The following is an 18942-nucleotide window of genomic DNA, read 5'->3' as shown; positions in this document are numbered from 1 at the left end:
ATAACCAGAGGAAAGCAGCAAAAAAGAGTTAGGAAGTGATATTCTTGGACAATTTGTTAGAAGTATGCAGCCGGAAAACCGGATGCGGGAGAGAACAGACGGAGCAGATCATTGCTTTATTTTTAAGTGAAATTGTGGAGGAGCTGGCCCGGGGACATAAGGTAGATCTGGGGACGGAATTCGGTGTGTTCAGTGTAAAACTGCGCACCGGGGCTGTGGCGGAGGGTTCCCCCAGGACACCCAAAGACAGCCGCTATAAAGTTGTTTTCAGGGAGAACAGCGGGATGAAACAGCGGTTAAAGATACAGCTGCCAAAAGAAAAATGATTTGCCGGGAGGAAGGATAATGGAGAAAAAAGAAAGAAGACAGGAGCTTTTGGAAGTGATTGCAGGGAGAATGGGATGCGGCTTTCTGTCAGACTTGCACCAGCCTTGGGAACTGCCCTGTATCCAGCATGTGATCCGGGGGCTGGATGCGCGGGAATATGATTTGCGGGAGTGGAAGGACGCAGTGCAGTACATTACAGGGGAACAAAGAGAGTTTGAAACGGCAGAGCAGGCGGCGGAATTTCTTGGGGAGTATTCGCTGTATCGGGGCTAACGCCCGGAGGACAGCATAGGGAAGGGGAGACTCAGATGAGCCACACCCTTCCCTTTCTTTTATCTATGCCGGATTTTCCAGGATATACAGAGCCAGCATAAGCAAAAGCCTTGTCTCGTGTTTCTCCAAAGTAACTCCCAGAATTTCCTTTATGCGTTCCAGCTTATATAGTAGGGTGTTTCGGTGCATGTACAGTCGTTTAGCTGTTTCACTGATATTCATATTGCATTCCAGATATGTTTTTAATATATGTACATAGTGGTTGTCCTTTTTGCGGTCATACTTTATTAACTGAACCAGACCTTCCGGACAGAGTACGGTGGGTTCCATATCTTGATAAATCTTTGCCGCCATATATTTTAAAGCGTAGTTTTCAAAGCGGAAATACCAGAAGGAAGGATCCGATTGCACCCCTGTCTGCAGGGCTATGGAAGCCTGCTTATAGTAATTATATAATTGTTTGAAATCATTAAACGGGGTGCTGATGCCTGCCTTAAGAAGATTATCCCGAAGAACAGGCAGCAGTGTTTTCAGATGTTCGTCCCTTGTCAAACCTGATACCGTTAAATTGAAGAGGAAGATTAAAGAATCCTCATGGATTAAAAAACAGTTGCTTTTTGTGATGCTGCTGATTGTGACCGCTAACATGTGCAGTGAATTTCTGCTGTGATCATATTCCGGCAGTTTGGCAGTGAGACAAAAGTATTCATGCTGCGGCTCCCACTCAAGAAACTGCAGCGCGGATACAATAGTGGCGTCTTTAACATGCTCCCCGCAGATAAGCCTGGAAAGCGTACGGTCTATGTATCGGGAATGTGCACCGTAGAGCGCAGGATTATGCAGCAGAAACTGCCGGATGTGCTCTGTGAGTACCATGACAAGTGCCATATCTCTTTCATCCAGCGGCTTGTGCACCTCAAGGACAATGATCCTTCCAATATGGGAATGCTGAATGATAATATCCTGCATAATAGCAGGGAGAGTAAGGGTGTCCCGTTTGATGTACATGGGACGGACTGCCAGGGTATCAAGTACATTTTCCAGTTTTAAATTCAGTAAATGCTCCATGCTCATATAGCCGTTTTCATCCACGGATGGAAAACTGTCAGGCAGGTTATATCGCGACGAATCCGCTACAGCAAATACACAGTTTAATGTTTTTTGGTTATAGAACTGAATGGGATTATCGAATATTTTCAGGGAGAGTTTTCCGAATTCGCTGAGGCTGCATTGTTTCATAGAGGCAAGGTACAGCTGGTTTTCCCATTGCTGATAGTAAGCGAAGAGTTCCTGCAGTCTGACCAGCAGCTCTTCGGGCGGAACGTTTGGGTGAATGATAAGGCAGTTGCAGGAGGAACAGACAATATCCGGAGGCTGCTGCAGGAATAGAAAAGACAGAATGCCGGTTTCCGGAGGTTTTTTCATGTTTTGCTTTTGGGTTACAAGATATAAAACAGTAGGATCAAGGGGCCTTCCTTCCTGATAAAAGCAGGGATAACGCAGATTGCGTATATCGTAGGAAGTAAGGAAATGAGATTTCAGACAAATATCTTTCATATCGGAGGCAATTATTTGCAGGTTAAGCTCCATAAGGGCTCCTTTCCAAAGTTCGTATAAAATGCCGAATTATAGAATGAATCTTGTGCTTTCTAAATGTAGGATACTACCATTATAGTTGATATAATTTGAGTAATCAAGTTACTGTTAAAAACAATAATTGGTACAAAATAAGCATGAAAGGAGTCAGAAATATGACTGCAAGAGAGAACGCATTGGAAGTGCTGCATTGGGGAAAGCCGGAATACGTGCCGCTGTCAACAGATGCAATTCAACTGGTTGGAATGATCCCCGGAGATTTTGACGGACCGATGAAGGGAGGAAAGGATTTATTTGGCGTTCCGTGGGTAGAGAGCAGGGAGGGCGCAATGGTAGCTTCCGGCTTTACCCTTTTTGACGATATCTGTGAGTGGGAAAAGTATATAAAACGTCCGGACCTGAGTGTGTATGACTTTAAACGTTTTGCTGAAATGGAATATGGCATGATAGATTCCTCTAACAAGGTCAGAACTTTGTTTTGTCAGAACGGATTATTTATGCGTCTGGTAAATACTATGGGGTTTATGGAGGGACTGATTGCCATCGCCAGTGAACCGGAACGATGCATGGATTTATTTGAATACCTGACGGAGTATGTGATTGATTATATGGGCAGGGCAATTGATGCCTATAACCCGGATATGGTAACTTATTTTGAAGACATTGCCACATCGAGTTCTTTGTTCATATCGCTGGATACTTACCGCAAGGTGTTAAAGCCATTTCACAAAAGGATTGTAGAGTATGTACATTCCCGGGGCCTGATTTTTCAGATGCATACCTGCGGTAAATGCGAGGACGTTCTGAATGATTACGTTGATATAGGAGTACAGGCCTGGCACAGTGCGCAGATTTCTAATAATATTGAAAAAATACTGCAGGATTATAAGGGGCGTATTGTTGTGGAAGGGGGATGGGATTCCCAGGGAGAACCGAGCTTTATCACAGCGACAGAAGAGACAGTGAGAGCGGAAACAAGACGCTGTATGGATACCTATGGTAGATATCCAGGTTTTATATTATGTCCGGTGATGTTTAACGAGAGGGGAAACAGCGTACTTGTAGGAGATGATCGTTTAGCGTTCATAGAAGATGAATGGAAGAAATATAGGAGTAACGGATGACGAAGACGACAAAAGTTGTAAATAATTTATTTATGAATATTCCTATGACCATTGTTTTCTGCTGGTTTGTGCAGCAGCTGGCCATTTGGAGCGGGGCAGCCCCGGCGTTTGACTGGAAATCTTTCTTTTTAAATCTTCCCATTGGATATGTGACGGGGTTTTTCATTGGTTTGATCTTTCCCAGCGTACCCTGGGGCATGCGGTTTGCCAGCGCATGCGGCGCAAAAGAAGGAAGCTGGAAATATAACGCACTGGTGAACCTGATTGTAAATACCATTAATACAACGGCGCTGATTATTGTCATGACTTATGTGAATGTATGTCTGTTTGGTCATGCGCCGCTGCAGGCTTTGATACCGGGCATTCTTGACTGCTATGTGCCTGTTTGGATTGTGGCCTATTTTGTCAGTTTTTTTACAAAACCGATTTGCCTGAAGCTTGCACAAAAGTGTATGAAGGCGATATAGGTACATATTGGGCGGGCAGACTACGAGACTCTCTTGTTATCGGTCTTTTCAGTGATTTCCTGTTCCTGGGACTCTGCGCACTGGGCTGCCTTCTCTTCCCGATCAAACTTTGCCCACAGGATATGGTAGATGATGGAGATAATCATGATAAGTCCAAGCTCCAGCAATGCAAAGGGGCTTTGCAGAAACTGGACATACCTGCCCGCGTAGGGGATATGGAACACATAGGTGCCCAGGAGATCTTCCCGGTAGGTAGCGTAGTCGTCATAGCGGTCAGCGTTCTCCGCCTGGGTGTAGTACCGCTCTCTGCCGGTGTCGTCTACTTCCTTTTTCTTAAAATAGTGGGTGAACACAGCGTCCTTGCCCAGTCGGTTGACATGAAAGGAGATAATGGTATCCGGAGAGATCTCCTGATCCTTATCAATTGTTTTATCCAAAACCAGGGAACCCACGGGTATAGTGGGTTCCATACTGTCGGTGAGAACCACAAAGGTCTGGTAGCCGACAAAATCTTTTAATTGGTCTGGGAAAAAGTGCATTCCCACTATGTAGAGGATGAGCAGAACGGCAATGATGCCGAATGCAGTATTCCATATGTGCTTGAGGGCCTTTTTCATGTCAGATCTCCTAATGAATGCACTGTCTGCATTGTATTACGTGGTTGAAAGAAAAAATACCATCATCAGATGGTATTTCTCTATGTATATAAGCTAATTAAGGGATTGTTTACTCTCCAGATCCCGCGCTTAATGTTCCGGTTACTTCAACCTTTAATGCCGTGCCAGCAGTTGCTGCTTCCAGTACCTTTGTATAATTTGGGTTACTATTTGGTTCACTTGGCTCATTTGGAGTAAGTACCACTGTATAAAGGTTTTCACCATCTTTGACAGTTGTATCAACTCCGCCTGTTAATTCTGTATTGGCCTTCTTTAAGCTGATTGTAAATGCATCTGTAACGTCCGTTTTTGTGGAATTCTCTTCTATTATGACTTTTGTTTCTAATGCTAATTGCGGATTTGTGACTGCGTTGTCTCCCATGCTGACATCAAATTTTAAATTGTCTGCCGTATAGGTATTGGCAGTTTCCAACGTACGGGCTCCGGCCGTAAATGTAACATCTTCCGCACCTGCTGTTACGGTAACAGGCTTATCTAATGTTAAACTGGCATTCTTCGATGCGCTGAGAGTATCCCACACTGCGAAAGATCCAACTGTCGTTACAACAATTGCCGCAGCTGTTAAAATACCTAATAACTGTTTTTTTCCTAATTTTTTAAACATATGTAGTCCTCCTAGACATTCTTTTTTTAATCTGTCTTCATTATACTGGAGGAATTTAGTCTTGACTAATGCTTGTTTCTCATGCCTCAGCGATAAATGGGGGTTATCGCGGATCCCTAAGGAGTATCGCCGTAATTATCCTGAATGATCTCCAGGAATTCTTCCGCCTGTTTTGACAAAATTTCTTTTTTTCGCTTCACCCAGAGAAGCTTCTTTTCCAAATCTTCGCAGTAATCCAGAAGGATACTGGCGATATGACCTTTCCCAAGCTCTTCGATCTGCCACTTTCCACCGAAGATAAAGGCGTCTGTGCGTTTAATTAGATTGACAATTCCGTGATAATTATTAATTACAATTGTTTTTTCAAAATCACTTAATCGAATCTCACCCAGCGAGATAAGCTGATTAATATTAGCAAAGTAGTCAGCCGGCAGATGTACATAGGTAAAGGGGAGAAGATCTTTTGGATTCATATGTGCTGCCTGATAAAAAGGGTTTTGCGTCCCTACGTGAACGTAGTAAGGGCTGGAGGCAATTTCATGCAGCTCCAGTTCTTTGATATCGCAGATTTTCTTTAGTATTGCCAGCTGCTTGGTATTCACAACGATTATCCCCACCTCTGACGTCAGGCCGGCTACATGCTCCAGGACTCGTTCTACGGATGTCTCATGTATGGATATATTTGCATGTCTGGTCTGCAGATTCTGATAAAAATGCAGCATTATTTCATCCTTTAATACGATGTTTCCAACAGAAACAGCCATTTTATTCTGCTCAAATTCCTTATCTTTCATCTTCAAAGATTCTATTTCATTCATCTGGCTTATCACGGAATGGGCATAAAAATAGAGACTTTCCCCGATTGTGGTCAGAGTAACTCCGTGATTTGTGCGGACAAATAATTTAGTGCCCATCTCGTCCTCAAGGCTCTGCATGGCCCGTGTCAGGTTAGGCTGTGTGACATAGAGCCGGTCAGCTGCTTTTCTCATGCTTTTTTGTTCGGCTATCTCAACAAAATATTTTAAAAATTTTAACTCCATTGGTATTCTCCGGTTCGCCTTTAGAGGGACAGGCATATTCTATTTATATTTAAGGTGTGCCTGAGACACACATGTATCCATTCTACCTTTTTATTAGAGGATAAGCAAGTAATTCTGCTATTTAGGTGTGACTGGGAGTATTCTTTTTCCCGGCGTCCGGCGTGGCCAGAAGCAGGGGCGGACAGACTTCCACGGAAATCCCGCGTGAAAAGCATTATTTCTGCACTCCCGGATATGTGGTAGAATAGAAGAATCAGATTAACAAATTGGTATTGCAGGAGGCAGCTATGGACTATAGAATCAGAACAATGTCAGAGGGAGAAGACAGCTTGCGCGACGATATCGGCTTGGCTGCAGAAGTTGATAACAAGGCTGTTGGTGCAGTTTGGGTACGCATTATGAATGATTACGGACATATAGACAACGACACTCCGTCCTTTGCCATTTCCTTGTATAAAGATTATAGGGGATTGGGAATAGGTACTGCTTTGATGAGAGAAATGCTCCGTATTCTGAAAGACAGAGGGTATAAACAAGCCTCACTTGCGGTGCAAAAAGCAAATTATGCTGTAAAAATGTATCAGAAAACGGGATTTGTAATTATGGATGAAAACGAGGAAGAATATATAATGCTTTGCCGTTTGCAATAATTTGAGACAACTTACATGGAACTGTAAAGGGTACATACAGTTGTCATGGTTTCTATGTTAAAATGGGATCAAAGACATAAAGGAGAGAGAAGTTATGATAGAATTACCGGAATCCATCACCTATGCCAGTATGCTGAATCAGTATATACTGGGCAAAACTGTAGCAGCTGTCTGTCCCCCGTCCGCGCCGCATAAGTTCTGCTGGTTTCATGGGGATGTGAATGCATACGACAGTTTATTAAAAGGAAAATCAGTGGAGCGTGCGGATGCTTATGGAATCTTTGTTGAGATTACATTTGAGGGAGGGTTATACCTCAATTTCAATGATGGGGTCAATGTACGGCTTCTTGAGGAAGGGGAAAAACCGCCGAAGAAATATCAGCTTCTGATCGCGTTTGATGACGGAAGCGCACTTGTATTTACCGTTGCCATGTACGGGGGGATTGCCTGCCATCAGGGAGAGTTCGATAATGAATATTATCTGAAAAACCGGGCCGGGATTACGCCCCTTGACCCGGGGTTCACGGAAGAATATTTTCTGAAGCTTACTGAGTCGGTGAAGCCGAATACCAGTGCAAAGGCTTTTCTGGCTACGCAGCAGAGGTTCCTAGGGCTGGGAAACGGCACGCTTCAGGATATCCTGTTTTACGCAGGCATCCACCCCAAGAGAAAGCTGGTGACACTTTCCCGGGAGGAGCTGCTGGGACTGCTTGCCAGTGTGAAAAAGATTTTGGGGGAGATGGCAGAGAAAGGAGGCCGGGATACGGAGAAAAATCTGCTGGGACAGACCGGCGGGTATGCCACTGTTATGTCCAGAAACACGCAGACCAGCGGCTGTCCTTGCTGCGGAGGGCAGATTGTGAAAGAAAGCTATATGGGCGGGTCTGTGTATTACTGTCCGGATTGTCAGCCGCTGGTTAAGTAGGGGCGGGAAGGCTGCCCGTTCTTTTTCCTGCACTCCGGGCAACGGTTTTCCGGAAGACATTTCTGCAGGCTGTTGGGAGAGCGCAGAAAGGAATGGTGCTGGGGACATTTCCACCAGACAGGCTTGTTGGATTTCAGGGTGACATCCTCAGGCGTCAGGCCGTGATTTTTTTCCGTATCCCACAGACTGGCCAGATCCGGATTCAGGGAAGCCAGTGAGGTCTCAGGGGCGGTTTTGCGGTGGCTGCAGTAAGGGCATCCGCTTTTTCGGGGGCCGGTGCGGCTGTAGATCATAGCAGGCCACTCATGCCCCCGGGCACATCTCCACCATACGTTCTTTTCCGTACCCGGCAGAACCTGTTCCGGTGTCAGGCTGCCGTTCTTTTCATAGTTCCATTCCCCGGCAATCTCAGGCCGCCGGGCGGCCAGGCTGTTAGAATCACAAACCTTGTAGTTGGAACAATAGCTGCAGCCGGAACCGTGCTGTGTCCGGTTTATGACAGAAGCCTCATACTCTCTTTTGCAGTCCGGACATTTCCACCATACTTTTTTGCCGCTGCCCGCCGGCACCGTATCCGGATCTTCTTTGTTTTGCTGGCTCCACTCCCGTGCCAGCTGGGGATATCGCACAGCCAGGGAACGCTTTTTTCTCTCGTGATAGTATTTCCGCTCAATTTCCCAGTGATCTTTCTTGTGATTGGGTGTGACGGCTATGTCTGTAAGAAGAGAAAGCAGATAGGAAATGCCCTGATCCAGATAATCGTCCTGTTCGCTCCAGGGGTAAGTGATCACATGATCGGCATAGTGAATCCCCTCTGTGAGTTCTTTCGAGTCCCGTATCCGTATCATGCGATACCCTTCTTTTTTCACAAGGAAATCCTTGCGCCGTGCTCTTTCTTCTGCCGCGGCGGAACTGTGAAAGTAGTAACCGTCATGCTCTATCACAATTTTTTCTTCCGGCAGCAGCAGGTCCAGAATATACCTGTCGCGGAACGGAACCTCACAGGCACAGCCGGGAAATATTTGGGACAGATAGTAGAAGATGGCTCTTGAGGCATATGAAATGCGGAACTGCCTGGAACACTGGGGACATCCCCGAAGAAGCGCTGTCCGGTTGCTGATTTTATCTGTCCAGATGTGGGAGGGGTTAAACTCGCAGGTCCACCATACTTTTTCCTGGCTGAAGGGATGGAAGTCAGATGGCTTTTTTCCCTCATTTTTCACATAATTCCACTGGAAGGCAACGTCAGGATACAGGATTTCCAGATTGTAGGTGGGGCAGACCCGCTGGCCGCTGCAGTAAGGGCAGATTTCTCCGCCATTTTTCCGGCATCGTTCTGCGGATCGGACCTGTTCCTTGATTATGTTGGTCCAGGTATGCCCTTTTCTGCAGCGCCAGTGGACCGATGCATGGCTTTTGGGGGTGTAGAGCGTGGGAGGCTCTGTGTTGCGGGATTCGTCCCAATACCGGAGAAGCTCGGGAAAGGCTTCTGCCAGGTTATAAAAGCTGCTGGCCTTTCTGTGGCTGCAGTAGGGGCAGTCATATTTTCGCCCGGGCGTGTGAGATGGTTGGGTGTGGTGTGCCACTGCAGGCTGCATACCGGACACTGCAGTGTGATGTCCTTTCCCGCGGAGCTTCCCAGCTGATCCGCCGGTATGGGGTTGCCGCCCAGCTGGTAGAACTGGAGAAGCTGCTGCTCCTGGTTCCTGACACACCAGTCCTGAAACGTGATTTTTGCTTTCATAGGATGTCCTCTTCTGTTACGGATTTTCTTACTATAAAACTTTACCGTATTACGGGGAATTTGTCAAAATGTGGAATCAATATCCTTTTTACAGTGCGGGTATGCTGCCGTTTCCGCCCGCTGTTCCGGCTGATGAACATTTTGATAGAAATTTCTGAAAAAATGTGTTATAATGATAAAGTAACCGGCTGTTTTGATAGCATTGCAATGCTTATGAAAACAGTTTTTCCCTTTTTGGGACTTTTAAGAAAGCAAGGTGTTTATATTGTTTAAAGTCAATGATTTTGTAGTATATGGAGACAGAGGCGTATATAGGATTGCCAGTATCGGCCAGTTGGACTTTCTGGATTCCAATGAGAAATATTATAGTCTGGAGCCGGCCTGCAGTGACGGCAGCACGATCTATGTGAAAACATCCAGCAATAAGATTTCTATGCGTAACCTGATCAGCAGACAAAAAGCTGAGAGTTATTTGTCTGAACTTAGGGATCTGGACAGTTTATATGATAAGGACAGCAGAGCCAGAGACAGAGAGTATCAGGGTGTTCTGAAAAGCAGCGAGTGCGGCGGCTGTTTTCGTATGCTCAAAGGAATTAAGCAGGAAGAACACAGAAGATTAGCGATAGGTAAGAAACTGAATGCAGATGATGATAAGAACCTGAAACGGGTGGAAAAAATACTCTTGGGTGAACTGGCGGTAGTATTTAACAGCTCAGTGGATCAGGTGAAGGAAAAGATGTCTGTGCTGTATGAGAATTAGAGAGGCTATTTAAACGGGACTGCCGGGAAAATGGATTCAGATTGAGATTAAAAGGTAATTAAATATAATAGGACAGTAGGCACTCTGCGCGAAAGCGGGGTGCTTATTTTTCTGGAAGTTGCAGTAGACGGTTATGGACTACAAAATTAGAACAATAATTGCAGGTATATATAGACGGATAGGGAGAAGTCTACGGAGAGGATCGACGGGGCTGTGGCAACGGTGATGGCGCTTGACCGGGCGATACGAAATGAAGAAATTATTGGCGGAAGTGTTTATGATGACAGAGGGATTTTGATTTTTAGGATATAATCTGAACAATGTCGAGAAGGAAATCTTTGTCAGATATAAAAAATTTAATTAACCGGGGCTGAAAGAAGAGGCAGAGAGTGTGCTTGGACAACTTGGGATTCCGGTGTCCAATGCGGTTAATATTTTTTTAAAACAGGTGGTCATGCAAAGGGGGATTCCCTTTGATGTGAAGCTGCCTGCCGCAAAACCTCTAGAAGCCGGTGCATTGACAGAAGCAGAAATGAACCAGGAACTGGAGAAAGGGTATACGGATTTTGTGCAGAGCAAAACAAAACCGGCGGCGTAGGCGTTTGCGGAAATCCGTAAGGATTATGGCCTATGATATACCATATAGCCCTTACAGAACAGGCAGATTCTGATTTGCGGGGGATTTATGAGTATATTGCATTCAGCCTCGTGGAACCGGAAAATGCGGCAGGGCAGCTTGACCGTCTGAAAGAAAACATTTTGAAATTGGCAGATATGCCAGGAAAGTTTAAACTTTATGAAAAAGAACCGTACATAGATGTGCAGTTGAGAAATACGACAATATAATATAGTGGGAATGGGAAGCATTTCTTCAGGGGTGCTTTCTTTTTCTATATCTTTTGAAAGGAGTGCCAACGGAAAATATGTGAATGAGCGGCCGGCCATGCAGATCACGGCGGTGTATTCCTGTGTGCGGATTCTTGCAGAAACCGTAGCATTCCTGCCTGTCAGGTGTACCGTTATACGGATAACGGAAAAGAGAGGGTGTATGACCATTCGCTGTACCATCTGCTCCATGATGAGCTGAACCCGGAGATGACTTCCTTAACAGGAAACCTTTGACTGGGACTTTGCAGCGAACGCGTCGGCGTCAAGTTGTGCTGATGAAACCTTACATGGACTGTAAGTGTTATTTTAGGAAACCTTATGTTATCATTTTATATAGAAAACATAGGAGGCAGCAAAATGGAACCCATTCTAAATATAGAAAACTTAACAAAGATTTATGGAAATATCCCCAACCAAACAAAGGCTCTGAATGGCATTACCTTTCAGGTCATGCCAGGTGAGTTCCTTGGTATTATGGGGAGCAGCGGTTCGGGAAAATCTACACTTCTTAACTGTATTGCAACGGTCATTGAATCCAGTGGCGGTAGTATTGCGATAGAAGGGAATAATCTCAGTTCTCTTAATGGAAAGGAGCTGGCAGAGTACAGGGGAAAAAAGGTTGGCTATTTATTTCAGAATTTTGAATTATTGGACAATCTCACTGGCTGTGAAAATATTTTATTACCTACATCACTTCACAATCTGCCTGAAAAAGAAAGCCGCCTGCGTTTGAAAAGACTTGCGGAATATTTAGAAATTGTTGATGTGCTAGATAGATTTCCGATGCAGATGTCCGGCGGTCAGCGGCAGCGTGTAGCAGCCGCCAGAGCCATGATCCTCCATCCTAAAATGATTCTTGCCGACGAGCCCACAGGCGCTTTGGATTCCAAAAACGCGAAGAATGTTATGGAGAAACTTTCTGGCCTTAATCGGAACGAACAGGCTACTATACTAATGGTGACCCATGATTCCAACGCCGCCAGCTTTTGCAAGAGAATACTATTCATTCAGGATGGCGTGATCTTCCATGAACTCCGGCGCGGGGACGAAACCCAGCGGGTTTTTTACGAGCGTATCTTAAAGGTCATGGCTCAGCTGGGAGGTGGCAGTTGTAATGTTCTCTAATTTAATTTTAAGAAATAGTAAACGCAACCGAAAGGAAAACGGATTGTTTTTTAGTTCGCTGGTAATTTCCATAATAGCTTTTTACATTATTCTTTCTATCTCTAATCAGGACGTAATGCGCTTCCTGCGGAAAATGGAGAGCGATGCAGTAGATAAACTATTGCTCATGATCCCGGTATTCTATACAATGACTTTAGGAATACTGTTTTTCTTGATTTACTTTGCCTGCAAGTATCAGCTGGAACGCCGCAGGCATGAGTTCGGTGTTTATTTGATGATGGGTATGCGCAGAAGTAAACTTTTTTCTATGCTTTTGGCAGAAGACTTTGTCAGTAGTATTCTGGCTTTATTGATTGGGCTTCCTGTGGCAGTCCTGCTTTCTGAAATGATTAGTCTTATTACTGCCAAACTGGTCGGAATGGGAATTATCGGGCATCGCTTTACCCTTTCCCTGCCTGCTGTGGTTCTGACTGTTATTGGATTTTTGGTTATCAAGTTGATGGCATTTTTAATTTTAAGCGGGAATATCAGCCGTCAAGAAATAGGCGCTCTCTTGACAAACACATCTCGTAATGCAAAAAAGCAAAAACCAGGGATTGTTTACGGACTTTCTTCTGTTTGCGGAATTGCTATGCTGGTAATTGCTTATGCTATGGCAATTAAAGGGATCGCATGGCAGAAACCAACCATGATGTTACTTACTCTGCTGCTTGGCATGACAGGAACTATTCTTCTGTTTTATGGTATGCGATCATTTATCGCGCTGCTCATTAAGGCAGGAAAATCCGGCGGGAAACTTCGCATTTTTAATTTCCGTCAAATTCAGGAGAATGTTATTCAGCAGTCTACTTCTTTAGCTGTTAGTTCTATGTTGATTTTAGCAGCTTTATGCTTCTTTGGTGCAGGAATTGGAATTGCAAATACAAGCAGCCAATCGAATGCGCATACGCTGGACTATACTTTTAAGCTAAACGATAATATTGTGTTTGATAATAAACCAGTCCCTGCTCAAATTTTCCCAGGCATACAGACCATACTGGAAGATAATGGACTCACAAATCAGTTTTCAGAATTGTTTCCAATAAGATTGGGGCACATTTACAGTACGGGTAAAACCGAAAATGTTTTCAACATGGAGTCTGTCATGGAATCACTGTATAAACTGCCGGAGTCGCAAGACCGTGATATTCTATTGAACAATCTAGGCTATGCGGACTATCCATATATAATCTGCCTTTCAGACTATAATAAACTATTGGAGTTAGCCGGTAAGCCTGTTTTAGAACTTGCCTCTGATGAAGCGGCAGTGTACCGTGATCCTGATAGTACAACAAATGAGACAAGAAATGCTATGCTAAATAAGATCCTTGCCACACATCCTCAAACTGAAATGGACAGTAATCTTATTTATCTGGTTGGTAAAGTACAATCCGTTTCTTTAGTGACGGATCGCTCCATTACTCTTGATTTTGCTCTGATTTTACCAGATGAACAATTCTTTTACTATACACAAGGAAATTATGATGTTTATGTTAATGGTGTGTTAAGTGAAGAGGCAACTAAGGGGAGCGAATTGATGAACGCTTATTCTATAATCAATGAAAAGTTAGATACCCTTGATTTAGAAAGAAAAGGCTTTGAATATGAAAGCTATCTCCAAAACATGGGCAGGCAGCTCTTTTATATGGTGGCCGCCAGTTATATTACAAGTTATCTTGCTATTATCTTTTTGGTAGTATCCAACACGATTATGGGAGTTCAGTTTTTAATGAGTCAGCAGAGGACAGGGCGCAGATATCAAACCCTGGCACGACTTGGAGCTACATATCAAACCCTGTGTCATTCTGCAAGAAAACAAATTAACTGGTTTATGGGGCTTCCTGTTTTAGTTGCCGCTATCAGTAGTGTGTTCGGGGTTAAAGCGCTGTTCACTGGTGTTCTCTCTGCAGAAGCACAAAGTATTCAGGGAAAAATGCTTACTATCTCTGCAATTATTATTATGCTGCTCTGTGTAGTTGAATATATTTACATGGCTGTTATTAAGCGTTCCAGTGATCGGTATCTGCTGACGTTAATGCAGCCACAAAGAGAAGAATAAAAGAAAGGAGGCGGGGCTGTTATGAAAAAAATTGCAGTTGTGGAAGACGAAATTTATATGCGGGAAGAACTTTGCAGTATGCTAAAAAAGGCAGGATATGAGGCATTAGAAGTGACGGTCTTTGAAGATGCTGTAAAACATTTAACAGTCCTCATTCCTGACCTTGTGCTTTTGGATCTTAATCTCCCCGGAATTAGCGGATTTCAAATTTGTCAGGATTTGAAACAAAAAACAGCCATCCCTGTTCTGGTTTTGACATCCAGAGATCAGATGCAGGATGAACTGCAAGCGCTTCGGCTGGGAGCTGATGAATATCTAACAAAACCCTGCCGTAAAGAGCGGCTTCTTGCAAGGATAACTAATATTCTTAAACGATATGAAGGCCGTCCAAATCTTCTGGAAGGACAGGATTTTTTGTTGGATCGGGGAACTTATACTCTCTATATTCATAACACTTCGGTGGTACTTCCCAAAAATCAAGGGAAACTTTTGGAAGCACTTCTCTCCAGTGACATGGCAACATCGGAGGAACTTTGCAAAACTCTCTGGGGGACAATGGAGTTCATTGACGAAAATGCTTTACAGGTAAATTTGTCCCGATTAAAAAAGACCATGGCAGCATTGGGAATGAGACAAAAAATTGTGGCAGTTCGCGGTGTGGGCTATCGGCTGGAAAGAGCGGTAGACTTATGAAACATTTTTGGACTACTATAAAACGAAATGCCCCATGGCTGCTCGTGTTATTGATTGCAAGTATTTTTTCTGCGCTATTACTTTGGCTTTCCAATGTTCAGGCATTTCAGGCATTAGCAGGTATGATTTTGCTGTGGAGCCTGACACTTTTTGCTTTGGTGCTGGTTTATACCGATTTAAAAGAGCGGAGGAAACAAAGTCTGTTTCAAGCGTTCCTTTCAAATCCAGATGCAGTCAATGAAGAACGACTAATTAGAGCAGTCAGTCAGCAGGAAAGGGAACAAATTCAGCTTTTAGCTTCCGTTCTGAGAAAAGGACAGTTGATCCAATATAATCTTGCAGAAGAACTCCGGGATTATGAGGAATATGTGGAAAGCTGGGCACATGAAGCCAAAACACCGCTGTCTTTGCTTGCCATGATTTTAGATAATCGAGCAAATGAGATCCCATCTGATATTCAAACTAAATTAGATTATGTGTGCAATCAATTTCAAGAGGATATTTCACAGATGCTCTACTATGCCAGATTAAAAAGCAGTACCAAAGATTATCGGTTTGAAGAATTAAATCTACAATATCTCTTGGTAGAAGTTTTGGCAGATTATGCTCCGCTTCTCGAAGAAAAGCAGTTTACCGTTCAAAATGAAATAGGAGCTGAAACAGTTTTTACAGATCGCAGGGGCTTTCAATTTATGCTAGGGCAAATTATCAGTAATGTCATTAAATATAGCAGTGACAGCCCTATGCTTATTATATCAGCAGAGCATACTGGCATTGAAATTGTGCTTTCTATAACCGACAATGGTAATGGTGTAAAAAGTTATGATCTCCCTTATATCTTCCAAAAAGGTTTTACTGGTGATTCCACTGACAGCAGAAACAAAGCTACTGGCATGGGATTGTATTTGACTAAGAAAATGGCAGATGATCTTAACTTGAAGTTGGAGGCTGAGTCTGAATATAAAAGGTATTTTAAAATATCGGTACATTTTCCTGTACTCACAATGGACAGAAACTAAATAGGGAATAAGTAGCGAAAGCGGTTGGGGACAGGGCAGATCGATTTTGGGACGTGTTCTTTCTAGAAAGAACACGTCCCAAAATCGAATTTAAGCTTATCTGAACACGATGGAATCAAGGATGGATGAGGCTTCTGTCCTTAATTTCTGAATCTCCTCCTGCTGTTCCTGAGTAAATATACTGATATCTATAGTATCTGAGGTGCTGTTGCCGGATATAAACCATCGTCCTGCATGCTGTCCATGGTTCCTGGTGTTTTCAAGTTCTGTGAGTCCTGCAAGGCTTTCACTTTCACTATTGAAGGCAAAGACATCCAGGATATCAGCGGATATCTCACCTTCTGCAGAGGAAGCGGTCTCATTATACCATATCCCCCAGAAATCTTTTTCTGAATAATAAGCCACTTTGCCGGCCCATGACTCAGGAAGCGTGAGATAGAAGTAGCTGGATACCAAACGCAGGCCGTCCTGCTTGAATTCACTGCCGGAGATGGGGATCCACTGTCCGGATCCGTTTACGTAGAAGCCGTCAGGGGTAAAGCGCGATACATACATGGCACCGGAGCTTCCCACATAGTAATTGCCGATCCAACGGTTTTTTGCCATGGAACCGGAGGAAGTAAGATAATACCAGATGCTGCCGTCTTTGATCCATCCGGTCAACATTTTTCCGCTCTTGTCAGCGTAATACCAGGTGCCGCCGACCTGATACCATCCGGTGGCCATGGCGCCGCTGCCGGTGAGATAATACCAGGTGTTTCCCTGGCGAAGCCATCCGGTCTGCATGGCACCGCCGCTGTTAGCGTAATACCAGGTATTTTTATCCAGATACCATCCGGTGGCCATCGTTCCGTCTGTGCGGAAATAGTACCAGCTGCCCTGCCGGAACCATCCGGTTTTCATGGCGCCGCTGCCAGTAAGGTAATACCAGTTTCTCCCCTGTTTTAACCATCCGGTCTGCATCTTTCCGCTGGAATTGAAGTAGTACCAGGTGCTGCCGTCAAGAAGCCACCCAGTTTTCATGGCACCGCTGCCGGTGAGATAATACCAGGTGCTTCCCTGCTTAAACCACCCGGTCTTCATGGCTCCTGAGGATTCCAGGTAATACCAGGAACCGCCTGTTTGCACCCATCCGGTTTTCATGGCGCCGCTGCCGTCCAGGAAGTACCAGGTTTTGCCGTCCAGAAGCCATCCGGTCTGCATGGCTCCCGAATTTTTCAGGAAATACCAGGAGCTGCCGTTTTTTAGCCACCCGGTTTTCATCGCTCCGGAGGGTTCAAAATAATACCAGGAACCGCCTGTTTGCACCCACCCGGTTTTCATGGCACCGCTGCTGTCCAGGAAGTACCAGGTTTTGCCGTCAAGAAGCCATCCGGTCTGCATGGCTCCCGAACTGTCGAAGTAATACCAGGAACCGTCTATTTTTTGCCATCCGGTCTGCATGGCGCCAACAGAGTTCATATAATACCATTTTCCGTGAAGGTACTGCCATCCTCTGACGCAATAGCCGTCTTTGTTAAAGTAATACCAGGTACTGTCAACGCATTCCCACATATTTATGGGGTAGGTGCCGTCCGGGCGGATATACCGCCGCTGGCCTTTGTTGGTTATCAGCCACTTAACAGGGGGTTTGGTTGTTGAGCCGGGGTTTGAAGGCTTTACATATGTTGCATTTAGTTCAGCAATGACCGTGGATCCGGTTGACGTGTTTTCCACATCCAGTGAGCAGCCTTTCTTTATATATTCTGTTATAAAGGAAGTATCCGGAAGCCAGAAATTATCTGATTCATTATCACTTGTAAAGTAGTAAGTATTTTCTTCGTAGGAAAGAGAGACAGAAGCCTGCAGTGCTTTTTCGTTTTCCCCATTGAATACACTGATGACAGTACTGGAAGGCAAGGAATCTGAGGGTTCATATAGAGAATATCCTCCATAGGTATTTCCATAGGGGTCTTTGAGCGTACCGATCCCGTTGTTATAAATCATGGTAATGGTGGAAGAGAGCTGCAGCTGGGGGATCGTATAATAAGCAGTATCCCCGGACTCTCCGGCTGCAGGAAACTCTGTTACAAGATTGTTCCGTCCGTCCTCTCCGGTGACAAAAGACAGTGGTTCTGTCTCTTCATAGCATTCCATTTCCTCCGCAGAGCTGTCTGGTACATAACTGCCCGGGTATTTACCCAGGGCAATGGGACTCTCTGTTTTAAGTGTAATACCGGGCCACGGTTCGCCATTTCTTTCTGCCTCGAACTGCAGTGTTCTCACTGCTTTGCCGGTACGGCTTTCAGGTATGTAAGAGTCATCCGAATAATCATAGGTAACTTCTTCAGAAGTAAGATCTGTCGTGTAATGAAAGACCAAAACCAGATCTTGATCCGGGGCGGTACCGGATATGTCGCCGGTGGTAAATGTCCAGCCCTCCTGGGTGACAGGGGCAAAATAATAAGGTGAACCCGCTGCTATTTTCACATCAGCAAAATAAAACCTCTCCCCGCCGGAGGTTTCGGCAAAATCTCTGTCAAATACCAGCGTATTGCCGTCACTGCAGGTAACAGAATCCTGAATAGTAAGACTGTGGACATTCTCCGCACTGATTTGCGCACCTGCATGTGCCGGCGCAGAGCCTGCCAGAACAGGAACCGCCCATAGAACAGCCAGGAAGACTGCGGCAGTGAATGCCAGATACAGCGTTTTCATGTGTTGTCTTTTTCTTTTCATAAAATCCCCCTTTTCGATACAAGATCTGCAGATGATATTGCAGACAGTATAATGTGGTATAAATAAATTGTTCGATTAAAATATACCTTACCTATATGTATATAGACAATTATACGGGGTTAGCTGGTTAGAGTCAATTACATTTAAAGTAAAAAGGGACAGGGCGGGTTGATTTTGGGACGTGTTCTTTCTAGAAAGAACACGTCCCAAAATC

The 18942-nt window shown here is 44.6% G+C and carries 19 protein-coding genes and 2 pseudogenes; 15 read left to right on the top strand and 6 right to left on the bottom strand.

Annotated features, from left to right (window positions below; all coding sequences use genetic code 11):
- The first annotated feature begins 44 nt into the window (after window positions 1-44).
- Together GKG41_RS10010 and GKG41_RS10005 are read left to right on the top strand one after the other, a co-directional pair.
- Entirely contained in the window at window positions 45-326 is a 282-nt protein-coding gene (locus GKG41_RS10010; protein WP_154258371.1) for an HU family DNA-binding protein, read from the top strand.
- Between the two features lie 19 nt (window positions 327-345).
- Complete coding sequence (locus tag GKG41_RS10005; RefSeq protein WP_154258370.1) at window positions 346-600, top strand: hypothetical protein; 255 nt, start codon at window positions 346-348, stop codon at window positions 598-600.
- A gap of 63 nt (window positions 601-663) precedes the next feature.
- Here the strand turns inward: GKG41_RS10005 and GKG41_RS10000 are convergent, their stop codons facing one another.
- Entirely contained in the window at window positions 664-2190 is a 1527-nt protein-coding gene (locus GKG41_RS10000; protein ID WP_154258369.1) for a helix-turn-helix domain-containing protein, read from the bottom strand.
- 161 nt (window positions 2191-2351) lie between these two features.
- Between GKG41_RS10000 and GKG41_RS09995 the strand changes: the two genes are divergently transcribed.
- Together GKG41_RS09995 and GKG41_RS09990 are read left to right on the top strand one after the other, a co-directional pair.
- A complete protein-coding gene (locus GKG41_RS09995; RefSeq protein WP_072852909.1) occupies window positions 2352-3320 on the top strand; it encodes a uroporphyrinogen decarboxylase family protein in 969 nt (322 codons plus the stop codon).
- Window positions 3317-3787: a hypothetical protein gene (locus tag GKG41_RS09990; protein WP_154258368.1), complete on the top strand. Its 471-nt coding sequence runs from the start codon at window positions 3317-3319 to the stop codon at window positions 3785-3787. The genes GKG41_RS09995 and GKG41_RS09990 overlap by 4 nt, the downstream gene beginning before the upstream one ends.
- A gap of 20 nt (window positions 3788-3807) precedes the next feature.
- Here GKG41_RS09990 and GKG41_RS09985 read toward each other — a convergent pair whose 3' ends face one another.
- From GKG41_RS09985 to GKG41_RS09975, 3 genes are all read right to left on the bottom strand, one after another.
- Window positions 3808-4404: a S24/S26 family peptidase gene (locus GKG41_RS09985; protein WP_154258367.1), complete on the bottom strand. Its 597-nt coding sequence runs from the start codon at window positions 4402-4404 to the stop codon at window positions 3808-3810.
- A 109-nt stretch (window positions 4405-4513) separates the two neighbouring features.
- Window positions 4514-5068, bottom strand: coding sequence for a hypothetical protein (locus GKG41_RS09980; protein ID WP_154258366.1), 555 nt, complete (start codon window positions 5066-5068; stop codon window positions 4514-4516).
- Between the two features lie 116 nt (window positions 5069-5184).
- On the bottom strand, window positions 5185-6108 hold the full coding sequence (locus GKG41_RS09975) for a LysR family transcriptional regulator (RefSeq protein WP_072852917.1): 924 nt from the start codon (window positions 6106-6108) through the stop codon (window positions 5185-5187).
- Window positions 6109-6440: 332 nt separating this feature from the next.
- Between GKG41_RS09975 and GKG41_RS09970 the strand changes: the two are divergent.
- Both GKG41_RS09970 and GKG41_RS09965 read left to right on the top strand, forming a co-directional pair.
- Window positions 6441-6758: pseudogene (locus tag GKG41_RS09970) on the top strand (GNAT family N-acetyltransferase); the annotation flags it as partial.
- Window positions 6759-6852: 94 nt separating this feature from the next.
- Window positions 6853-7683: a DNA-formamidopyrimidine glycosylase family protein gene (locus tag GKG41_RS09965; RefSeq protein WP_154258364.1), complete on the top strand. Its 831-nt coding sequence runs from the start codon at window positions 6853-6855 to the stop codon at window positions 7681-7683.
- On the opposite strand, the gene GKG41_RS09960 is transcribed toward GKG41_RS09965, so the two are convergent.
- Complete coding sequence (locus GKG41_RS09960; RefSeq protein WP_154258363.1) at window positions 7665-9281, bottom strand: zinc-ribbon domain-containing protein; 1617 nt, start codon at window positions 9279-9281, stop codon at window positions 7665-7667. The genes GKG41_RS09965 and GKG41_RS09960 overlap by 19 nt on opposite strands.
- Here GKG41_RS09960 and GKG41_RS09955 point away from each other — a divergent pair.
- The 9 genes and pseudogenes from GKG41_RS09955 to GKG41_RS09915 all read left to right on the top strand — a co-directional run bounded on the left by GKG41_RS09955 (window position 9263) and on the right by GKG41_RS09915 (window position 16010).
- Window positions 9263-9700 carry a hypothetical protein gene (locus GKG41_RS09955; protein ID WP_154258362.1) on the top strand — a complete coding sequence of 146 codons (438 nt, stop codon included), beginning with the start codon at window positions 9263-9265 and terminating at the stop codon, window positions 9698-9700. The two genes, GKG41_RS09960 and GKG41_RS09955, sit on opposite strands and share 19 nt — an antisense overlap.
- Window positions 9693-10187 carry a CarD family transcriptional regulator gene (locus GKG41_RS09950; protein ID WP_072852925.1) on the top strand — a complete coding sequence of 165 codons (495 nt, stop codon included), beginning with the start codon at window positions 9693-9695 and terminating at the stop codon, window positions 10185-10187. The genes GKG41_RS09955 and GKG41_RS09950 overlap by 8 nt, the downstream gene beginning before the upstream one ends.
- 370 nt (window positions 10188-10557) lie before the next feature.
- Complete coding sequence (locus GKG41_RS09945) at window positions 10558-10785, top strand: type II toxin-antitoxin system RelB/DinJ family antitoxin (RefSeq protein ID WP_154258361.1); 228 nt, start codon at window positions 10558-10560, stop codon at window positions 10783-10785.
- A gap of 32 nt (window positions 10786-10817) precedes the next feature.
- A complete protein-coding gene (locus GKG41_RS09940; protein ID WP_154258360.1) occupies window positions 10818-11033 on the top strand; it encodes a type II toxin-antitoxin system RelE/ParE family toxin in 216 nt (71 codons plus the stop codon).
- A gap of 10 nt (window positions 11034-11043) precedes the next feature.
- Window positions 11044-11291: pseudogene (locus GKG41_RS09935) on the top strand (phage portal protein); the annotation flags it as partial.
- Between the two features lie 141 nt (window positions 11292-11432).
- Entirely contained in the window at window positions 11433-12200 is a 768-nt protein-coding gene (locus GKG41_RS09930) for an ABC transporter ATP-binding protein (RefSeq protein WP_154258359.1), read from the top strand.
- Complete coding sequence (locus tag GKG41_RS09925; protein ID WP_154258358.1) at window positions 12190-14298, top strand: ABC transporter permease; 2109 nt, start codon at window positions 12190-12192, stop codon at window positions 14296-14298. The genes GKG41_RS09930 and GKG41_RS09925 overlap by 11 nt, the downstream gene beginning before the upstream one ends.
- Before the next feature lie 21 nt (window positions 14299-14319).
- Window positions 14320-14991, top strand: a complete 672-nt coding sequence (locus GKG41_RS09920) for a response regulator transcription factor (RefSeq protein WP_154258357.1) — start codon at window positions 14320-14322, stop codon at window positions 14989-14991.
- Window positions 14988-16010, top strand: a complete 1023-nt coding sequence (locus tag GKG41_RS09915) for a sensor histidine kinase (protein WP_154258356.1) — start codon at window positions 14988-14990, stop codon at window positions 16008-16010. Before GKG41_RS09920 ends, GKG41_RS09915 begins: the two co-directional genes overlap by 4 nt.
- A gap of 96 nt (window positions 16011-16106) precedes the next feature.
- On the opposite strand, the gene GKG41_RS23280 is transcribed toward GKG41_RS09915, so the two are convergent.
- Complete coding sequence (locus tag GKG41_RS23280; protein ID WP_154258355.1) at window positions 16107-18728, bottom strand: N-acetylmuramoyl-L-alanine amidase family protein; 2622 nt, start codon at window positions 18726-18728, stop codon at window positions 16107-16109.
- Between the last annotated feature and the right edge of the window lie 214 nt (window positions 18729-18942).

The organism is Lactonifactor sp. BIOML-A5 (assembly GCF_009677585.1).
Taxonomy (GTDB): Bacteria; Bacillota; Clostridia; order Lachnospirales; family Lachnospiraceae; genus Lactonifactor.
The sequence above is the reverse complement of the archived record's forward strand: the minus strand, read 5'-3'. Positions and strand labels throughout refer to the sequence as shown.

What these genes read in the sequence shown, in the direction of transcription:
- GKG41_RS09925 (WP_154258358.1), top strand. Translation starts at nt 12,190, where the DNA reads ATGTTCTCTAATTTAATTTTAAGAAATAGTAAACGCAACCGAAAGGAA.
- GKG41_RS09965 (WP_154258364.1), top strand. Translation starts at nt 6,853, where the DNA reads ATGATAGAATTACCGGAATCCATCACCTATGCCAGTATGCTGAATCAG.
- GKG41_RS09940 (WP_154258360.1), top strand. Translation starts at nt 10,818, where the DNA reads ATGATATACCATATAGCCCTTACAGAACAGGCAGATTCTGATTTGCGG.
- GKG41_RS09995 (WP_072852909.1), top strand. Translation starts at nt 2,352, where the DNA reads ATGACTGCAAGAGAGAACGCATTGGAAGTGCTGCATTGGGGAAAGCCG.
- GKG41_RS09930 (WP_154258359.1), top strand. Translation starts at nt 11,433, where the DNA reads ATGGAACCCATTCTAAATATAGAAAACTTAACAAAGATTTATGGAAAT.
- GKG41_RS09920 (WP_154258357.1), top strand. Translation starts at nt 14,320, where the DNA reads ATGAAAAAAATTGCAGTTGTGGAAGACGAAATTTATATGCGGGAAGAA.
- GKG41_RS09915 (WP_154258356.1), top strand. Translation starts at nt 14,988, where the DNA reads ATGAAACATTTTTGGACTACTATAAAACGAAATGCCCCATGGCTGCTC.
- GKG41_RS09980 (WP_154258366.1), bottom strand. Translation starts at nt 5,068, where the DNA reads ATGTTTAAAAAATTAGGAAAAAAACAGTTATTAGGTATTTTAACAGCT.
- GKG41_RS10000 (WP_154258369.1), bottom strand. Translation starts at nt 2,190, where the DNA reads ATGGAGCTTAACCTGCAAATAATTGCCTCCGATATGAAAGATATTTGT.
- GKG41_RS09975 (WP_072852917.1), bottom strand. Translation starts at nt 6,108, where the DNA reads ATGGAGTTAAAATTTTTAAAATATTTTGTTGAGATAGCCGAACAAAAA.
- GKG41_RS09990 (WP_154258368.1), top strand. Translation starts at nt 3,317, where the DNA reads ATGACGAAGACGACAAAAGTTGTAAATAATTTATTTATGAATATTCCT.
- GKG41_RS09960 (WP_154258363.1), bottom strand. Translation starts at nt 9,281, where the DNA reads ATGCAGCCTGCAGTGGCACACCACACCCAACCATCTCACACGCCCGGG.
- GKG41_RS09985 (WP_154258367.1), bottom strand. Translation starts at nt 4,404, where the DNA reads ATGAAAAAGGCCCTCAAGCACATATGGAATACTGCATTCGGCATCATT.
- GKG41_RS10005 (WP_154258370.1), top strand. Translation starts at nt 346, where the DNA reads ATGGAGAAAAAAGAAAGAAGACAGGAGCTTTTGGAAGTGATTGCAGGG.
- GKG41_RS23280 (WP_154258355.1), bottom strand. Translation starts at nt 18,728, where the DNA reads ATGAAAAGAAAAAGACAACACATGAAAACGCTGTATCTGGCATTCACT.